Origin of the sequence: Aquimarina sp. TRL1 (genome assembly GCF_013365535.1) — a bacterium.
Lineage (GTDB): Bacteria > Bacteroidota > Bacteroidia > Flavobacteriales > Flavobacteriaceae > Aquimarina > Aquimarina hainanensis.
On sequence record NZ_CP053590.1, the window covers coordinates 839,187 to 857,293 of the forward strand.

Below are 18,107 nucleotides of genomic sequence, written 5' to 3' on the forward strand. Positions count from 1 at the left end.
TGCTCCTTATTTCATCTTATAAAAACACCTATTTCGAATATGTTCTGAGCTATAGTTTTTTGTTTTCGAATTCTTTGGTTATTCCTAATGCTTCTACCTCAAATCGGTACATTCCGCTATCGTAAAAATTTTCTTTGAGTAAAAAAGTCACATTTCCTCTAAAAGACTCTTTCACAACAGTCTCTTTAAAAATTCCATCTTTATAAATATGTAATTTTACCAACGTCCCATCTGCTATAAGTTGCTCCATAAAACTCAATAAAGGTCCGACATTAATAGCTCTGTTATTTTGTTGGAATTCTACATCAAAATCATCTAATACAGGCTTATAGTCTAATAAAACAGTATTACTTTCGGCCATTCCGTTAATAAATGCATGCGTCTTCCAGGTATCTTGATGATCCGGGTGTAGCATTTTGGCATTCGCAACCCCGTTCAAAGTACTTCCTGATGTCCGCAAAAAAGCTCCTGAAGTATTTTGAGTAACAAACTCAACCATAGTCCCATCACTGACTACATTTCCATATCGGTCTCTAATCACAGATGTATTAAATTCTGTCACCTGATTCCCATCAGCATAAAAATGCTTCCGATCACTACTAATACTAAAATCTGTAGGATGTGTTGGTGACATATCTATAGAAAATTCTTTAGAATAAAAGGTACTAATTTTTGAAGAAAAAAGCACTCTTCCTGCTTTATTATATGAATACAAATCTTTTCTTCCGTACATATTCTTCATATAAATAACTTCATCTTTTTCAATTCTTTCGAATTGATGTTTGATAGTTACAGGGGTCCCATCAGGTAATGGGTTATCATAAATATCTGATGGAATAATTACAAACGACGACATATCGCTCCCTCCTACAAGAATACTGGTTGGTCCCATATATGCTTCCATATTAATAGGAGATTTTATGTTTGCTTCTATACGCAATTCTCCTTCATAAATAGCATTAGAATCATCTAATAGCTTGTATGTTACTTTTCCTTTTTTATTGACAATAAAGTCTGGCAAAATAAAGCTAACAATAGAAGCTTCTTCTGATTCTAATATTGTACTTCCATACGAATTACTTATGTATAGGTGTGCTATTGACCTCTTACTTAATTTAAAAAACAATTCAATATCTTCTCCTGCAATATATTGTTGTTGTTTAGAAGCATCCTGTTCCTTAAGTACTACTACAGATACTTCTTGTCGGGGTAATTTTATAACACCCGAAAAGCCTACAGCTAATAACACTATAGGCAAGAGAAAAATGATATGTTTCTTTTTAAATTTCATTAAAAAGGGTTCCCCAAATAATTATTGAGTTCTATTTTTATATAACTAAAACCTCTCCCTTCAACCGGGATTAATTGTTTTTCCTGATGTTTTTTCTTTCGACCAGGTACATAATTAATCTGTACTTCTGAGTTACGCCTACCATTTATAAATACATTAGCAATATCAGACGTAAGAATAGTTACTTCTTCCAAGTTCATAAGAGAGTAGGTGAAATATTGTTTTCGTTGTATCCGTATGCTTTCTTCCTGATACTGATGATCTACCCAAATTAGTTCTTTATCCTTTGTATAATAGGATATTAATAATTGAGGAATCGTTGTCTCTCGCAACCCTGCATTAAACAATACTCCACTAACCTTTCCTCCTTTAATTTTCAAATCATTAATAGTTAATCCTTTATAGAGATCTGTAGTTGATATATTTCCTGCACATTGTAGATTGAATTTTTCTGGTCTTTCTTTTAATTGAATGGGAGTAAATTGATGTGGATCAAAAGTTTTAGGTACAGAATCAAGAGCACTCAACCAGGCTATTCCTTCAAAATTAACTTTGAAACTAGTGGTTTCTTTCGGTAATAGTTTATGTTTTATTAAATGTTTAGCGTTATGACTTGCCAATTCTTTATCTTTAGCACTATATAAAGTCCCTTTAACAACCACATCAGCAGGAGTATTATCTATGTTTTGTAATTCTCCAATTATAGAAAACTCATCCCTGTAACGAACTAAGCTTGCTGAAAAAACTTCTAACACAGGCTGTCTTAATACATCCTCATGATAGGTTTGTTCTGAAGAAACTTTCCTCCTTCCATGATTAAAAAACTGAGTTCCATTCTCTGAGAGCAATTGATCTGCAGGGATATCTCGACTATATTCATTCGGTTTAATTACCCATTTTCTTTTATGATACCTCAATTCATGGTGAAATTCTTTATAAATTCGGTCTAATGGAGTTACCCAATGAGTTGCTACCATTGCTTTTGCTGTAGAATCTGTTTGTTCTGTAATCGCGACATTGATCTCATCTAACTTAGCATAAGAACTTAACAGACCATCAGTTATTGATACTTCAAGCATATACTGATCCAATGTTTTTTGTTCTAAAGGATCAAGGTAGGTATACGCTTTTTCGAACTCTTTGAAATCCAACGCATCATAATAAGCTTTCATTACATTCTCCGGACTGATCTGAGAAGCATTTTTTATATAAAAGATATATACTCCCACCCCTACTAATAGTAAGATCATCAAACTCCATGTAAGTGTTATCCGTAATAACCATTTTTTAAAATGACCAAATTCTGTGACAAATAACAGGCGATAAATATCTTCTACTACTTTTTCCATTGGTTTTTCATCTTCTTTTTCTGAGGTAGATTTTAAGGTCTCTACCCATTTCAAAACAATATTGATGATAAATGCTATTAAACCAGATAGTACAGGAATCAATCCCCACATCAACTTTTGATATAAGGGGACATCCTCTTTTGGTAAAATACTGGATAATGGTGGAACATTTAATTTCTCCCATACCATAATCCCATTTTCCAGCCTTCGTAATCGTTGCCAGCCACAGAAGTATAATAAAGGATCGTAAAACTTATCATTCGAAAACACATATTTTAGATGATATTTTTCGGGAACGGTAAGAAATTGTTGCAAGGAACCAATTCCTTCGACTCCTTTGAACTTAGAGTTCTCTAGACGTTCTATTGCTCTGGAGGTCAATTCCGGCAATCGTCGAGAAGAATGATAATTCCCATCTACTGTCATTGCATTTGTCTGAGCAGATAACCATGCCATCTGGTCTCCAAACCCTAATGGAAGATACCGCCAATGGTCATGTTGGTCCTGACTCAGAAAATTAAGAATTGGCAACATTTTTATTTTTTGAGGTTGCATTGGTCTAAAATACCCCAAACTCATGGTGAAAATCATCATAAAAACAAATGCCACAGCAAATGCCCCTCCTATTATTTTATAGAAAGCCTGACCAAAACGATCAACAATCGCTCGTTTCAGATCTGATTCTACAAATCGATATACCAATTCCCCAAATATGGGTAATGACATAATTGCTCCCCACAATGTGAATCTATCCAAAGTAAGAATGTTAAATGCATTTTCTCCTAATATTGTTAATGGTATCGGGGTTGTCCCTCCAGTTCCTAGTATAAATAATAAGGTAAGGGATAATCCAAAAAAGAAATATCGTTTACTATAATATCTATAAAATATATAAGGTAATACAAAAAGGAGTACTCCCCAGGGAATGACAAAAAATACAAGTCCGGAAGAAGTTACTTCTAAAAAATTATCCCTTGACCCGTGTGGAATAGGAATCTGGGTAATAGGATTATCCCTTACATTAATCCAATACGGTAAAATACAGAATAATGTGATGAATAAGATTCCTCCTCCCAATCCAATGATTCTTTTAAACAATCTAAAGAAAATCCTAAAAAACCGAAGAAATCCGATTCTCTTTCCTTCTCCTACTTCTCCTTGTCCTATATCTGTAATTGCCATTCCTATCAATGGAAAGATAAAAAAGACCAATCCAAAAATAGACGTTACATGATGAGAGGTGATTGTTACTGCTAATAAACTAAACGATGTAAACAAGAATTTTTTATTTCCTGTTGTTACCCACCCATAAATTTCAGGTAGTGTATGCATCAAAATAGCGATTCCTACGATACTGGGTAATTGCCCAAAAATATGCATGGTTTCTAAAAAGGCAGAGGATAAGACTCCTAAAATCGCGGCATAACCGGAAACTCTTTTATTAGAGGTCATCAGATAAGAGAAACGATATATCCCGGTTATAAACAATAGTGTCGCAATAATTGCTACACTAAACAAACCAAACTTTAAACCTCCTATAAAGGAGAATAAAGCAATACTTTGATGTACTAACGGCGGATATCCCAAAACGCTAAAACCAGTATACCATCCATAGTTCCATGGTTCGAACCAGCTATTGGCATAGTGATCTGCAAAATAAATATGAATTAGGGCATCATACGTAAATTCCAGGGTAAAGAAAATACTGGTTCCGTGAAAAAGAATCCCGATCAACAAGGCAACAACTAGATGTTTATTAGTAGATGTAAGCATAAGAGTAGGTCTTTAATTTGGGTATACATAAAGATACAACAAAGCTTTGATAACCAACAAATTATACATCTACACTAAAAATCATTTCACCGACAGCAAAATACCATTAATCGAATTATTCCATTTTTGGGAGGCAATCAGCGGTAATTTTGAGGTATAAATCTCAAATAATATTACTATGAAAACCGGAATAATCATACCCTGCTACAATGAAGAAAAAAGATTAAATGTTCAAATTTTTTTAAACTTCATTACAGAAGATAACGAATTTCACTTATGCTTTGTCAATGACGGAAGTAAAGACAACACAATCACTGTTTTAAGAGAAATACAAAATTCTAATCCAGAAAAAGTGAGCGTTATAGATATGAAAAAGAACTCCGGGAAAGCTGCTGCTGTACGGGCAGGTGTACGTTATTTAAGTAATAGAGGAGATATCGATTTTATTGGATTTATAGATGCTGATTTATCTACAGATTTTAATGATTTCAATGACCTGTTACATACCTTAAAAACAGAAAATAATTTAGCTATGGTATTTGGATCCAGATCTAAAAACGGGGCTCAAAAAATAAAAAGAGATGCCTTCCGAAGTATTTTTTCTATGATCATACAAACAATGGTCAACTTTATATTGCACTTACCTATTCAGGATTCTCAGTGTGGAGCTAAGGTGTTTAGAACCGAATTAGCCACTGTATTATTCGCTAAAAACTTTTTTAGCAGATGGTTATTCGACATAGAAATGTTCCTGCGTTTAAAAAAATATTACGGAAAAGAAGATGTTATGAATCGTATCTATGAGCAACCTCTAAAAAGATGGGTTCATGTAGATGATTCTAAAATCGGAATTAAAGATGCAATAAAGATTCCATTCAGGTTAGCTTCTATCTGGGTAAATTATAACCTTACAGATCTATTATCTATGGAAATGACATATAACACTGTAGAACCTAGAATCGAAGTATACGCATAAAAAAATATACTCGTTCTACGAACGAATTATTCTAACCAATATAGTCAAATAGGGATTTTAAAGGCTGGAAATTAATTTAAACAATTAATCTCCAGCCTTTTTTATATGTCTTTCAAAATATGTCTTTGCTCTTTTATTAACCTTATTTGCTAATAATAAACCAGATATAACAGTCGGTATTGCCATCAGTGCAAAAGCACTATCTATCAAATCGATCGCAACTTCTAGTTTTACTACTGCAGCTACTACTATTGACAGGATATAAATATAATTATAGTATTTTCCATATCTCGGTGTTAGTAAAAATCCAAGGCAACTTATTCCGTAATAAGAATATGAGAATAAGGTAGAAAACCCAAAAACCAATACCATTACAAAAACAACTATATTTCCAATATTATAAGGCAATGTTTCATTAAAAGCTGTAAGTGTTACGGTAATTCCATTATCTCCTCCCTGCTGCCAGGCTCCTGTACATAAAATTGCCAGGGCGGTAAGAGTACATACTAACAGGGTATCAATCGCTGGCCCTATCATAGCTACCAAACCTTCTCGTATAGGTTCTTTGGTCTTAGCAGTACCATGCATCATCGGTGCTGTTCCAATTCCTGCTTCATTAGAAAAAGCGGCTCGTTTGACACCTGTTTTTATTAAGCTCCCCAATATCCCTCCTGCCACAGCGTGCCCTGAAAAAGCGTCTGTAAAGATTGATGAAAACATTGCAGGAATCTTTTCTATTTGTATGATTAATACCATGAGAACTGTTATAAAATATAAGATCACCATCAACGGTACCAGTTTACTTGCTACTAAACCGATCCGTTGAATTCCTCCCAAAATCACTACGGACGCTACTATTGCCAGACTTATCCCTATATAAAGTTTAACACTTTCATCCCACTTCATTACATCCACCATTGTCTGTGTCAACTGATTAGCTGTAAAAGCGGGTAGTGTTCCTATCAAACCAGCTAACGCAAATAATATGGCCAGTGGCTTCCATTTTGCACCAAGTCCTTCTGTTATAACATACATAGGGCCACTAAGTACAGTTCCCTGACTTGTTTTGGAACGATACATCACTGCTAATGAGCAGGTATAAAACTTAGTTGCCATCCCCATCAACGCACTGATCCACATCCAGAAAATAGCCCCTGGACCCCCACTGACAATTGCAATAGCTACTCCACTGATATTCCCCATTCCTACAGTTGCTGCCAGTGCAGATGACAATGCCTGGAAGTGACTTAATTGTCCTGGTGCATCATCCCTGTCATATTTTCCTCCCAAAATCTGTAGGGCGTGTTTGAAATACAAAAAAGGAGTGAAACGAGAATAAATCAGAAAAAAAATCCCTCCTCCGATGAGTAATATAAGTAAAGGCCAATCCCATATCCATTTACTAAATGCTTTGAGATAAGCCGGTATTGAATCTATTGGTGTTAGTCTATTAAAAAGCATTCTATAAATGTAAGAAAAAAGCAAGCGCCTTTAACTCTCTATCTCTTTTCTTCTTTTTTCCAAAATATCATCTGATAAACCGGGGTTTCCCTATACCTCTGTCATAAAGTACAATACTACCCGCTACTGCCACATTCAGGCTATAAGTAGAGGAGAATTGTACCAATCGATGGGATTTTTCAATCGCTTTTTTAGAAAGTCCATGATCCTCTGCCCCTAAAAGATATACACAGCGTTTAGGGTGATGAAATGTTTCCAAAGGTTCTGCACGTTCATCCATTTCCACTCCGACTAACATGGCTCCTTTGGGCAAATGCTTATAAAAATCATCAAAGGTATCATAATGAAAATATGGCATCGCTGCTACTGCATTGTGCGTATCACATGCTTGCTTAGCATAACGGTTACCAATGGTAAAAATAAAGCTGGCTCCCATATTCTGGGCCGAACGCCATAGCACCCCCAGATTCTCCGGAGTTTTTCCATTTTGAATTCCTATTCCAAAAAATTCGTTTTCAAAAGTATCGATCATGCTACAAAAATATAAAAGCCATAGAAACCAATATCCTATAATTTTCTTTTTATATAGCTTCTTAATTTAAAGGTAGACAAACTTCTTTTTATTCTTACGAAAACAAAAAAAGGGAGCTAAAAACTCCCTTTTTAAATCACTAAGTATATACCTTGAAGGCGTCCCTTATGTTAATTCATTTTAGAGATTTCCAGAAGGGCCGCTTCAAAGACACTATCTTTAATCTCTGGATTTTCTCCTAATCCAAAAATTTCTTCTTCTGTAGGAAGAATATGTATATCTGGCTTGATTCCAATGCCTTCAATTACATTTTTAGATGCATCTCTGGTAGCCATTAAAGGCATGTAAAAATTAATATTTCCTACATCTCCAATATATCCTCCGTTCATCGAATCATTACCTCCCAATATTGCTGTACCTCCACGAGTATAGTCCCCTACAGAAATCACATGACTTCCTTGTGACTTGATTGCCATGGTAGACATTTCCGGCATACTAATAGAAATTTTGTTTGTTAATAAAGCTATCGGGATTTTTTGGGGAATTCCAAAAGGATGTGGAGCAATTGTATTAGCTACCCATGGAGTATAATTAAATCGTCCGTTCCCTTCTTTGGTTCTTTGATAAGAATACACTTTTTCTTCTGTGATAAAGCGTTCTACAAATGTCCTAAGATCTAATACCATTCCTCCTGTATTACCTCTAAAGTCTACAATAAGTTTTTTGATTGTTCCATCTGTTAATTTATTATAGAAGTTTCGGTATAGCTCATATGCACTATTTATTTTTTCTTGCGTTTTAAAAAATGATTGTAACCCATGTAATACAGAAAGTTTTCTATGAAGATTAAACAAACGATTCGCATTGATCACCTCTCCTAAATTATTGATATCCAACTGATCAATCGCTGGGTTTAATGCTAAGTTTTGTTGAACAAGAATTATTTCTTCTAACATCTCATTAATGGTATCAAACAAGTGTTCAAATTCGATAGCTAGTTCATCTGAAGCTTCCTTCAGAGGAGTTATTTTTTCTGTTTCCTGAAAAATAGCCACCGCCTGTTTATAAGATGTATATTTTTCAGAAGATCGGATCTCTCCTAAAGTTCCTATCCACGTAGCTACAAATCTATCTATGAAATCTGTTGCATAATTCCGTACTTCTTCATTTTTAATAACATCTAATGGAAATAAAGAAACTGTCGGAACTAATGAAGGGGTTAACTCTTTAATTTCGAAGGCACTTCCTATATTCAAATCTCTATTGGTAAGTGAAAAACTACCAAAAGAAAAATAATACACATCCGGGTCAGATTTTAGAAAACCTCCATAGGCAGAAAATGTGACGTTCCCTTCTTCGTTCTTATCTGCGATATTAATATCTCGATTAATCTTAGTTTCCATAACTCTTCTTATTTGACCTCTGCCTACTGCTGTTTTTTCCTGTACCGAATAGTTGTATGGAAAGTCCTTATATGCGTCCTTATCCGTCATTCCTGTTTGATAAAATGCTTTCAAAGGAAAATTTGATAGGGAAGGGATATTAAATGATATAGAAATGTTCAGGTGGCGATCTATTAACGGATTAATTATCTCATAAAAATAATCTACAGCTAATCGAAGCTCTTGTAAAGCTAACTCCTTATTTGCCTGCTTATCGCCATAGGTAGATAGCTTTGCAAACTTTGGATAATATTCCCGATAAACCTCATCCCAATCTAATCCATTTCTAATTTTTTCTTCATAAAAATAATTATACCGCTTATCCATTACATCCCATAATAACTGAAATGTTTCTGCATAAGATGTCGGTAGTGCTTTTCTAGAAGGCTCTTCTATAACTGTATCATCTTGCGTACAAGAAAACTGTATACTTCCTAAGAAAAGAAAGAGTATACTTATATAATAATTTTTCATCTATTGTTTTATTTGTCTATTAAAACTACAACTTGTTGGTTTTCAAAATTTCACCTTTTTTAAGAATAATCATCCTGTTTAAAAATTAGAAACAACAATCCCATACGCATACAATCTGTCTATAAATATTTTTACTATCGTTATGGATTTTATTCTGAAAAAAGAGTGAGTAGAGTATTTAAAGTTTATAGGACATGCCTATCGATATAACAGAGGTACGGTTATACATGGGATGGTCATTGATATTTGTTTTATAAATATTAGAAAGCCCATGCTTATAGGTATACCCCAAAGAGCATCCCAGGTATTTTGAAAAGTCATATATTACTTTTACCTCTCCTTGTACTCCATAATCAAATCGATTCAATTGATTCTCATTGGTATCAAAATCATATCGTTCCTCTACCGTAGCCCAAGGAAACACCTCTACCTTTACCACATCATCAAACTCTAACCCTTTTATTGACTGATATCTTCCTTTTCTTTTTAGATCTAACCAATGTCCTAGATATCCTCCTGCTGCTACAGAAAGTTTCCAGCCTTTTTCCTTATATGGATTGATCAGATAAGCTCCCAACATTATTGGAAAATTAAGATATGTCGTATTATAATCTGTAAATACTCCTTCATAAGGACCTGAACGCTTAAATTCAAAGTCTTTCTGCAATAATGAAATCCCGGCAGTGATAATCAACGGATCTTCAAACCTATATGCTACTGATGCATTGACAAAATACCCTTCTTTTCCTATATACCGAGAATGAATTAGGTTAGATAGGTTTTGCCGGACACTATTCATAGATAGCCCCCCCGACACCTCAACTCTAAGCATTGTTTGATCCTGTTTTGTTTTTATTTGTACTTCCTGGGCTCCCAGATGGAATACCATTAGGAAGCAGGCTATACAGCCATACAATTTTATATTCATAAATTACGTTTTAAATTTTTAAGTCACCAATTATGATCATCACTACAATAAGTGCATACTTATGTACTCCGTACTGTTTTGTACCGATACACAACAATCAAAGAAGCGGGTTTATAAAAACATTTTTATAAGTACTCCCTTTATAAAAAAATGATTTGCTTAATAAAGAATCAGACCTTTTGATTGTCTGTTTATGCAATTATTGATGACTTGTTTTTGGATAAGAATTAAGATGATCATACTATCGTTTTAGTTTTGGTGAGCAGCAAATGTATCTTCTGGTATTGGCAATAACACCCAACACCTTGTTAAAACCCCCTAAAAATAGCGTTAAACCCATTGTTTGTACAATATTAAAACCTTATTTATTTTATGGTTTTTGCATACATTTTAAAAGATTAAGTCTTTTAAAAAATAAATACACAATTGATTACCCCGTCTAAAACACTATTTCTCCTTTTAATAGGCTAACATCTCATATTTTTACTATAAATAATACTACTTTATGTCTCAGAAGTTAACATCTCATTACTATTCGATTTAACTTTTAGTCGCTATTCTATAGCTCTTGGGTACTCGAAGTGCCCCCTGAGAACCGAATGAAGTCTTCAAAATACAAGCACTATTTTTTCAATTACGATCAAGAAGAAAGAATGTATATCTTTTACCTTCTTTTTCTGTTTAAGCAAATTAGCTATCCACTTAAAAACCAAAAAAGCCTGTACATAATGTACAGGCTCTCTTGGATATTGTTGATTGACTCTTTACTCAAGTAAAGACTCATTAAAAGTATAATCTGAATAATCTACCTTATACAGGACACTGTAAAATGCGGGAATAAATACCAGAGTGATAACCGTTCCAAAAAGCAATCCTATCATAATAGTTACTGCCATGGGTTCCCATAGTTCTCCTCCTCCTAGATACAAAGGAATAAGCCCTAATACCGTAGTAAAAGTCGCTAATAAGATAGGGCGAAAACGCTGTAAACAAGCTCCTATAATAGCATCCTGAGGAATCCGCTGCAATTCTTTTTCTTCGATTTCGATCCGATCAACTAATACAATTGCATTATTAATCACAATTCCTGCCAGCGATATAATTCCTAAAAAGGCCATAAATCCAAAAGGCACTCTAAAGACCAATAATCCGATAACCATACCAATAACACCTAGTGGAATGGTACTGACAATCATTGTCATTTTTCTAAAAGAATTAAACTGGATAATGAGTAACATCACTATAATAAAACCGGCTAATGGCAAGTATTTTGCTACTGCTCCCATATTTTCTGCTGTATTCTCTGCATCTCCCCCAAGGGTATAGGTATATTCATCTCCCCATTCCTTTTTCTGTTCTTCCAACCAGGGTTTCATCTCTGACATAATCTTAGAAGCATTTCCTTCTTCGGTCAACTCACTAGAAATAATCATTGTACGTGTAAGATCCAGTCGCTTGATCTTGGAGTACTGCCATTTTGGTATCACATTTGCCACTTGCAACAATGGTACACTTTTTCCAGAATTTTGTGCATAAACATTAAGAGTTTCCAAAGAAGCTAATGTTTGTTCTTTCCCCTGATCACTCATCATTACAATCGGGATAAACTTATCTCCTTCTCTAAATTCTCCTGCCTTAAATCCATCCAATACTGTCTGTAAAGAGGTGGCAATATCTTGATTAGTAATTCCTGCTGACTGAGCTTTATTTTGATCAATCTCAATTACAAATTTTTTCCCTTTAGGCCCCCAGTCATCTTTGATATTCTTAGTCCCATTAATTCCTGATAAGCGGGTTTTAATCGCTTCCGAAATAACAGCCAAACGATCCGGGTTATCCCCTGATACCTTAATCTCGATAGGAACCCCTCCTCCTCCAGATCCTAAAAACCCTACTTTGATATCTGCATTGGGGAAAGTATTAAAGCAATAAGCATCTAATTGTTTAACCATCTCAGCATTTACAGTAAATGAGGAGGTATTAATCACAATATGAGCATAATTAGAGTTTGCTTCATCTGCACTATACCCTAAATCATATGCAGATGGTCCTTTTCCTATAAAGGCAGCCCAATTAGCAATTCCCTCAGAGCGTTGTTCCGTCACTTCCAACTCTTTTCTGATATAGGCTTCTATAGCATCTACTGTTTTCTGAGTCGTACTGATTTTAGTCCCCTCTGGCAGATTAATATCCATGGTAATCATATTCCGGTCACTATCCGGGAAAAAGACAAATGCCAGTTTAGTGAACCCAAAAATCGACAAAAGAAATAAGACGACAATACCAATCAACACAGATTTTTTCCAGGACAAGGCAAACATGATTAAAGCTTTATATTTTGTTTTCAGACTATTGATCAACTTATCCAGAAAAGAAGGTTTCTGATCTTTTTCTTTTTTCTTAATCTTCAGAAAAAACACACACAATAAAGTAACAATACTCAAAGCAATAATCCATGAAGATAAAAGAGCAATGGAAATCACCACAAACAATGGTCCCATAATATCTCCCATAACAGATTCTGCAAGAAAAAATGCTAAAAATGCTGCCGAAGTAGTCAGTGTAGAAATTAACAGAGGAGTAAATAACTCGGAGCAAGAATCAATGGCTGCTGTTTTTACCGAAACTCCTTGCTCCATCTTAACCATGACGGATTCTGCCACTACTATGGCATTATCTACCATCATTCCTAAAGCCATAATTAAAGCTGCCAGTGTAATTTGGTTGAGTCCGGTTCCCAGTAGTCCCATGATCATGATGGTAGTAATAGTTACCATCGGAATTAAACTAGCAATAATCAATCCGGTTCGTATTCCTAAAAACAGCAACATAACCGCTAACACAATAACAATAGACTGAATCAGATTCCCTACAAAATCATTGATTTTTAAATCAATATAACTATCAATAGAAGCGATTCTTTGTACTTCGAGTCCTACAGGTAGTTTTCCTTCCCATTTTTTTAATACCTGGTCAATTTCCTCTCCCAATTTGATAACATTGGCTCCTTCTTTTAAAGAGACATGTAAAGAAATTGCTTCTTTCCCGTTGATACTTACTTTCTGTTTTGGAGGGTTAATATATCCCTTGCGAATTGTGGTTATATCTTCCAATGCTACTACCTGATCTCCTTGTCCTATAGGAATCAACATGCTTTTTATATCCGACAGATTATTAAAGTTCCCTGTAGGTTCTAAAATAATTCGTTCATCTTCTACATTAATTTCTCCTCCTGAACTAAGAATATTCGTATTATTGATAATTCCTTTTAGTTTTCCGGCTGTCAACCCATAAGCTTTGAGTTTGGTATTATCAAACATCACAAAAACGCGTTCTTCCTGATCTCCATTTATCTCCACCTTAGCTGCATCTTCTAACTTGATCAGATCATCTCTAAGATCATCAGCATATTCCTTCATTTCTCGATAAGAATATCCATCACTGGTGATCCCTACTGCAATTCCGAATACTTCCCCTATTCCATCATCATCAAGCATAGGTTCTACATTGCTCGGCAATCCTTTTAATGCATCTAACTTTCTTCGCAGACGATCCCAAACAGATTGTAGCTTCTCTGGGGTTACATCCATTTTCAGTTCTACTTTTACGACGGATAGCCCTGTTCTGGACGTACTTTTTACATTTTTTAATTCTGGAAGTTCCTGAACTACTTTTTCTATTTTATCTGTAACTAACTCTTCTACTCGCTCGGGGCTAGCTCCCGGAAATGAAGATACAATCGTAGCAACCCGTACCGTATACGGTGGCATACTATCTCTGGACAGCGATTGGTAAAACGCCATTCCCATAATAAGTACTACCCCAAGAATACTAAGTACTACCCGGTTTTGACTTATTGAAAATTTCGTAAGATTCATAGTGTTTCTGTTTTGTATACGGTTATTGTAATCTTACTTTTTGTCCATCTAACAGGGTCTGTAATCCTGCAGTAGCTATTTTCTGCCCTGCAGTGATTCCTGAACGTACTGTAAACCCTTCTGTCGTCAGTTCTCCTATCTCAATGGTTTGTTTTTTGACAATTCCGGTTTTTCCATCTGCAGTCTCAATTAAGAAAACAAAATTTCCATTTCCGTCTTCACCTACTGCTTTTACAGGTACAATCAATTGGCTGCTTGGTATTTTCTCCTGCTCTCCAAAATCAAAAGTCACATTTGCAGCCATCCCTGGTTTGATTGCTGTTTCTGGTTTTTTTATCGCGATCTTCACTGGATATGTGGAAGATCCTGTATCTACAATTGGAGAAATCTCAATAATAGTTCCTTCGTACTTTTTCCCATTAAGTGCCGAAAAAGAAAGGGATGTCTTCATCGACAACGCAACCTTATTAATCACATTTTCAGGAAGTCCTACCTCTACATTGATCTGCTCTCCTGCATTTAGCACTGCAATTACTTGTCCTGGATTCACATTTTCATTCAATTCATTATTTTTAGCTGCAATTGTCCCATCACTAGGAGCATAGATATACCCGTAGTTTACCTGTGATTGTTGTATGCTTTTATTTCTTTTTGCAGATTCATATTGTTCTAAAGCATTTTGATATGCATTTTTAGCAGCTTCATAATCACTTAGAGAATTGCTTCCTTTCTCGTATAAGGATTTCATTCGTTCCAGGCTGGACTTTGCTGTTTTCATTGACGATTTAGCACTAATCGTAGCAGAAACTGCTTTCTCATAGGATAAATTAGCTTGTACATTATCCAGCTTGGCAATCAGGTCTCCTTTTTTTACTTTTTGACCTACTTTGATATTAGAAACCGTAATGATTCCACTGCTTCTAAAACTTAATTCGATTTCATCTCCTGCTTTAGCTACTCCACTAAAGGTTCTCACATTCTGAGTGGCAACTGTACCTATTGTCTGGTATTTTACAGGTCGTAATATTTCTTCTTTTTGTTCTTCTTTTTTACTCTTACATGATCCCAGTAAAAAAACCAGCATCAGGGGTAATCCGATATATTGTATACACTTCATGAGTTGATTGGTATTAGTTTTTATTGAGTATAAACTGATTTGCTTTTTGAATAAATTCCTGATTTCTCTCGTCCGTGTTCATCAAGAAGAAATATCCGATCACTCTTTCTAACTGCATTGTCGTCATCAGATAATTATATACAGCAGTAGCACTGGCCAACTGAGACTGTAATAAATTATTCTGGGCATCTATTAATTGTATAATCGGAATGGCTCCCTGCTTATAAGCATTCTGGGATAATGAAAGACTTTCTTCTGCGGTTCGCTCTGCCTCTTTAGAAATTTCAATATTTGCAATTTGATTAATCACATTTAGCACCATGTCATTTAATCGTTTGTCAAGGTCCAGGGTAATGTTATCTTTCTGAATCAACAGTTGATCTTCCTGTATTTTGGCAATTTGTTTATTGATATTTCGTTCATTTCTTTGAAAAATCGGTAGAGAAATATTCAATCCTATATTGTAATAATTATCTGGTAACATTGGAAAACCTGCCGGTGGAGAAGCTCCTTCTCCCGATCGGGAGAAAGTCATATTATAATTTCCTTGTAAGGCAACCGTTGGTATCAATCTTCCCAGATTATTCAACTTATAATTTATCTGTGTAGCATCCAGGTTATATCCCAGGTTTTTGAGCTCAGGAGAATTGGTTTTTGCTTCTTCTATTAAAAACTCTATAAATGCCGGGCGTAATTGAGGGCTATCTAAAATTTCCTGAAATTCTTCATATCGATAATTCTTAAAGATTCCGTTGGCAATACCAGCATCCATTACATCTATTTTGGTACTCATCGGGTTATTCATCAACTGATTGATTGCATTAAAGGCTTGCTGCAATGAGTTTCCTGCATTAATCAAACTTTGGGTATTCTGGGCCAACTGACTTTGTAATCTCAGGACATCTGATTTTCCAGAAGCTCCGGTTTCAAAATTTTGTTGTGCTATCTGTAGGTTCTTTTTGGTCACCTGTAGGTTTTGATTCTGAATTCTTACATTCGTTTTTAATATCAATGCATTAAAATAAGAAGCTGAAGCATTGAGAATTGCATCGAGTTCTTCTGCATTATACATCTCTTGCTGTGCTTTCTGTAAGTTTTTCTGAATTTTTATGTTGGCATTTGCTCCCTCTGAATAAATCACTTGCTCTAACCCTATATTTGCAGAGGTTGATAGTTCTGGCCGCTGTCCATTGGAAACCTTAGCCAATTCCGGGTCTACATAAGCTCCGGATGCACTCGCGACTACATTGGGCAAGAAATTACTCTTAGCCAGTTTTACATCTTGTTCACTTAGGGCAACTTCTTTTCTGGCAGCTTCTAATGATAAGTTCTTTTCTACTACCCCGTTTAATATATCTGTAATCGTATAAGATTTCTGATTAGGTCCCGGGTGAATCTCCTGAGAACCTTCTACAAAATCTACCGAAGACAACATACTATATCGCATCGGAAAACCGATTTCATCTGCTGTTCTGTAATTCACCGTTAACTTATTCTTGTAATCGACAAAAATGGGCAGGTCTGAAGGGTTTACTCCACTGATAATTGACTCTACATTCAAGGCTATTCTCCTGAAAAACCTATCTATATTCGTCTCTGGTTGATTCGTCGCTAAAATTCCTCTTTCTACATCTACTATACTATTGGCAGAAAATGAAGGGATTTTATTTTTATTAATTGTTGTAACCAACTCTCCAAATTGAGTTTCCTGAAGGTAAAAACCGCTAATAAGATATACCGCATCAACCTCATTAAGAGAAGAAGGGGGTAATTTTCCTTCTTTGATAGGTAGTAAGGAATAGGTAGCTTCTTTATCCGAAAAATGAGTATCAAAAAGCGATTGCAATGGAAGAATCTCCGGTAAAAACTCATCCACTATAATTCCTACGTGATCGTACTCGTACAGACTATGAAAAGCTTCCAAATCCTTCGTGTATGAAAAAGGTGTAATGAGGTACGTAATATTAGGAATTTCTGATGTTTTTTGTTCCTTTGGGAAATCAGTAAAATCACTATTCACAGAACCGAATAAAATAGTAGGTTTTGCGTATTGTTTTATTTTATTAATCACTAAGTTATTTACTACCCCAAATGCCAAAATGATATCCGCATCTCCAGCAACCATTTTTTCATAGTTCTTCTTAGCTTCCGGAAAGTTAAACTGATTTTCTAAGGGTTGTTTAAACCGAACAGTAACATCTTGTCCTATAACTGCTGTAATTTCTTTTTTCATCTGCTGAAAAAGAACTTGTGTTCTGGCAGTTGATTTGTCTGTTAAAACTCCTATTGTAACTGTTTTATTGGTTTGCGCATATCCAAACACCATACTGAATACAATACAGAGTAGAAGTGTTATGTGTTTCATCTGAAAAATAAGTTCTAATTATCTTTTTGTTGTGTCTTTCTATTGTGAACACTCTTAATAATGTCTCCAAAAATACTTAGATGCTTTGCATATTGCTCTTCTGTCAAGATCCCTTTTACTTCTTTGTTTTGCTTTAGCAACAGCGTCTTTGCTTTATCCCTTATTTCTTCCTTTGTCAACGTTTTTTTATCGTCTAGTCTTGTAATTTTCACTATGTGATATAAAACAATACTAAAATACTCTTCTTCCACCTCCATTCCAAGTTTCATGTCTTTTACTTTTTCATGAAACCATACTTGTAGATTATCTCTTTCCTGTGGAGTAAAAATTTCTACTTTTTTGTTTTTTTCCACTGGTGCTTCCTGTGCATAAAAAGCGATAGAAAAAATTAAACAGATGAAGGTTGCGATTGGTTTTACTAATTTCATGGTTTTTTATTTTGTTTTTTAAACTTGTTATATCTGATATTACATCCCTTAAAATCAAATAACTACACACAAAAATATTATACATCAAAAGGT

Annotated in this window: 11 protein-coding genes; 1 reads left to right on the forward strand and 10 read right to left on the reverse strand. The window is 34.9% G+C overall.

Annotated elements, in window-relative coordinates:
* Positions 1 to 49 precede the first annotated feature (49 nt).
* Both HN014_RS03270 and HN014_RS03275 read right to left on the reverse strand, forming a co-directional pair.
* Positions 50 to 1,291 carry a hypothetical protein gene (locus HN014_RS03270; RefSeq protein WP_176027461.1) on the reverse strand — a complete coding sequence of 414 codons (1,242 nt, stop codon included), beginning with the start codon at positions 1,289 to 1,291 and terminating at the stop codon, positions 50 to 52.
* Entirely contained in the window at positions 1,291 to 4,413 is a 3,123-nt protein-coding gene (locus tag HN014_RS03275; protein WP_176027462.1) for a hypothetical protein, read from the reverse strand. The genes HN014_RS03270 and HN014_RS03275 overlap by 1 nt, the downstream gene beginning before the upstream one ends.
* A 178-nt stretch (positions 4,414 to 4,591) precedes the next feature.
* On the opposite strand from HN014_RS03275, the gene HN014_RS03280 reads away from it, so the two are divergent.
* Entirely contained in the window at positions 4,592 to 5,389 is a 798-nt protein-coding gene (locus HN014_RS03280) for a dolichyl-phosphate beta-glucosyltransferase (RefSeq protein WP_176027463.1), read from the forward strand.
* 84 nt (positions 5,390 to 5,473) lie between these two features.
* On the opposite strand, the gene HN014_RS03285 is transcribed toward HN014_RS03280, so the two are convergent.
* The 8 genes from HN014_RS03285 to HN014_RS03320 all read right to left on the reverse strand — a co-directional run bounded on the left by HN014_RS03285 (position 5,474) and on the right by HN014_RS03320 (position 18,014).
* Positions 5,474 to 6,850 carry a sodium:alanine symporter family protein gene (locus tag HN014_RS03285; RefSeq protein ID WP_176027464.1) on the reverse strand — a complete coding sequence of 459 codons (1,377 nt, stop codon included), beginning with the start codon at positions 6,848 to 6,850 and terminating at the stop codon, positions 5,474 to 5,476.
* Between the two features lie 67 nt (positions 6,851 to 6,917).
* Entirely contained in the window at positions 6,918 to 7,382 is a 465-nt protein-coding gene (locus HN014_RS03290; protein WP_176027465.1) for an RNA methyltransferase, read from the reverse strand.
* A gap of 170 nt (positions 7,383 to 7,552) precedes the next feature.
* Positions 7,553 to 9,298 (reverse strand): S41 family peptidase, encoded by a 1,746-nt coding sequence (locus tag HN014_RS03295; RefSeq protein ID WP_176027466.1) that lies wholly within the window; start codon positions 9,296 to 9,298, stop codon positions 7,553 to 7,555.
* Between the two features lie 178 nt (positions 9,299 to 9,476).
* Positions 9,477 to 10,226 (reverse strand): porin family protein, encoded by a 750-nt coding sequence (locus HN014_RS03300; protein ID WP_176027467.1) that lies wholly within the window; start codon positions 10,224 to 10,226, stop codon positions 9,477 to 9,479.
* Between the two features lie 764 nt (positions 10,227 to 10,990).
* On the reverse strand, positions 10,991 to 14,104 hold the full coding sequence (locus HN014_RS03305; RefSeq protein ID WP_176027468.1) for an efflux RND transporter permease subunit: 3,114 nt from the start codon (positions 14,102 to 14,104) through the stop codon (positions 10,991 to 10,993).
* Between the two features lie 22 nt (positions 14,105 to 14,126).
* On the reverse strand, positions 14,127 to 15,221 hold the full coding sequence (locus HN014_RS03310) for an efflux RND transporter periplasmic adaptor subunit (protein ID WP_254884086.1): 1,095 nt from the start codon (positions 15,219 to 15,221) through the stop codon (positions 14,127 to 14,129).
* A gap of 13 nt (positions 15,222 to 15,234) precedes the next feature.
* Positions 15,235 to 17,586: a TolC family protein gene (locus HN014_RS03315; protein WP_176027469.1), complete on the reverse strand. Its 2,352-nt coding sequence runs from the start codon at positions 17,584 to 17,586 to the stop codon at positions 15,235 to 15,237.
* A 14-nt stretch (positions 17,587 to 17,600) separates the two neighbouring features.
* A complete protein-coding gene (locus HN014_RS03320) occupies positions 17,601 to 18,014 on the reverse strand; it encodes a hypothetical protein (protein ID WP_176027470.1) in 414 nt (137 codons plus the stop codon).
* Positions 18,015 to 18,107 lie beyond the last annotated feature (93 nt).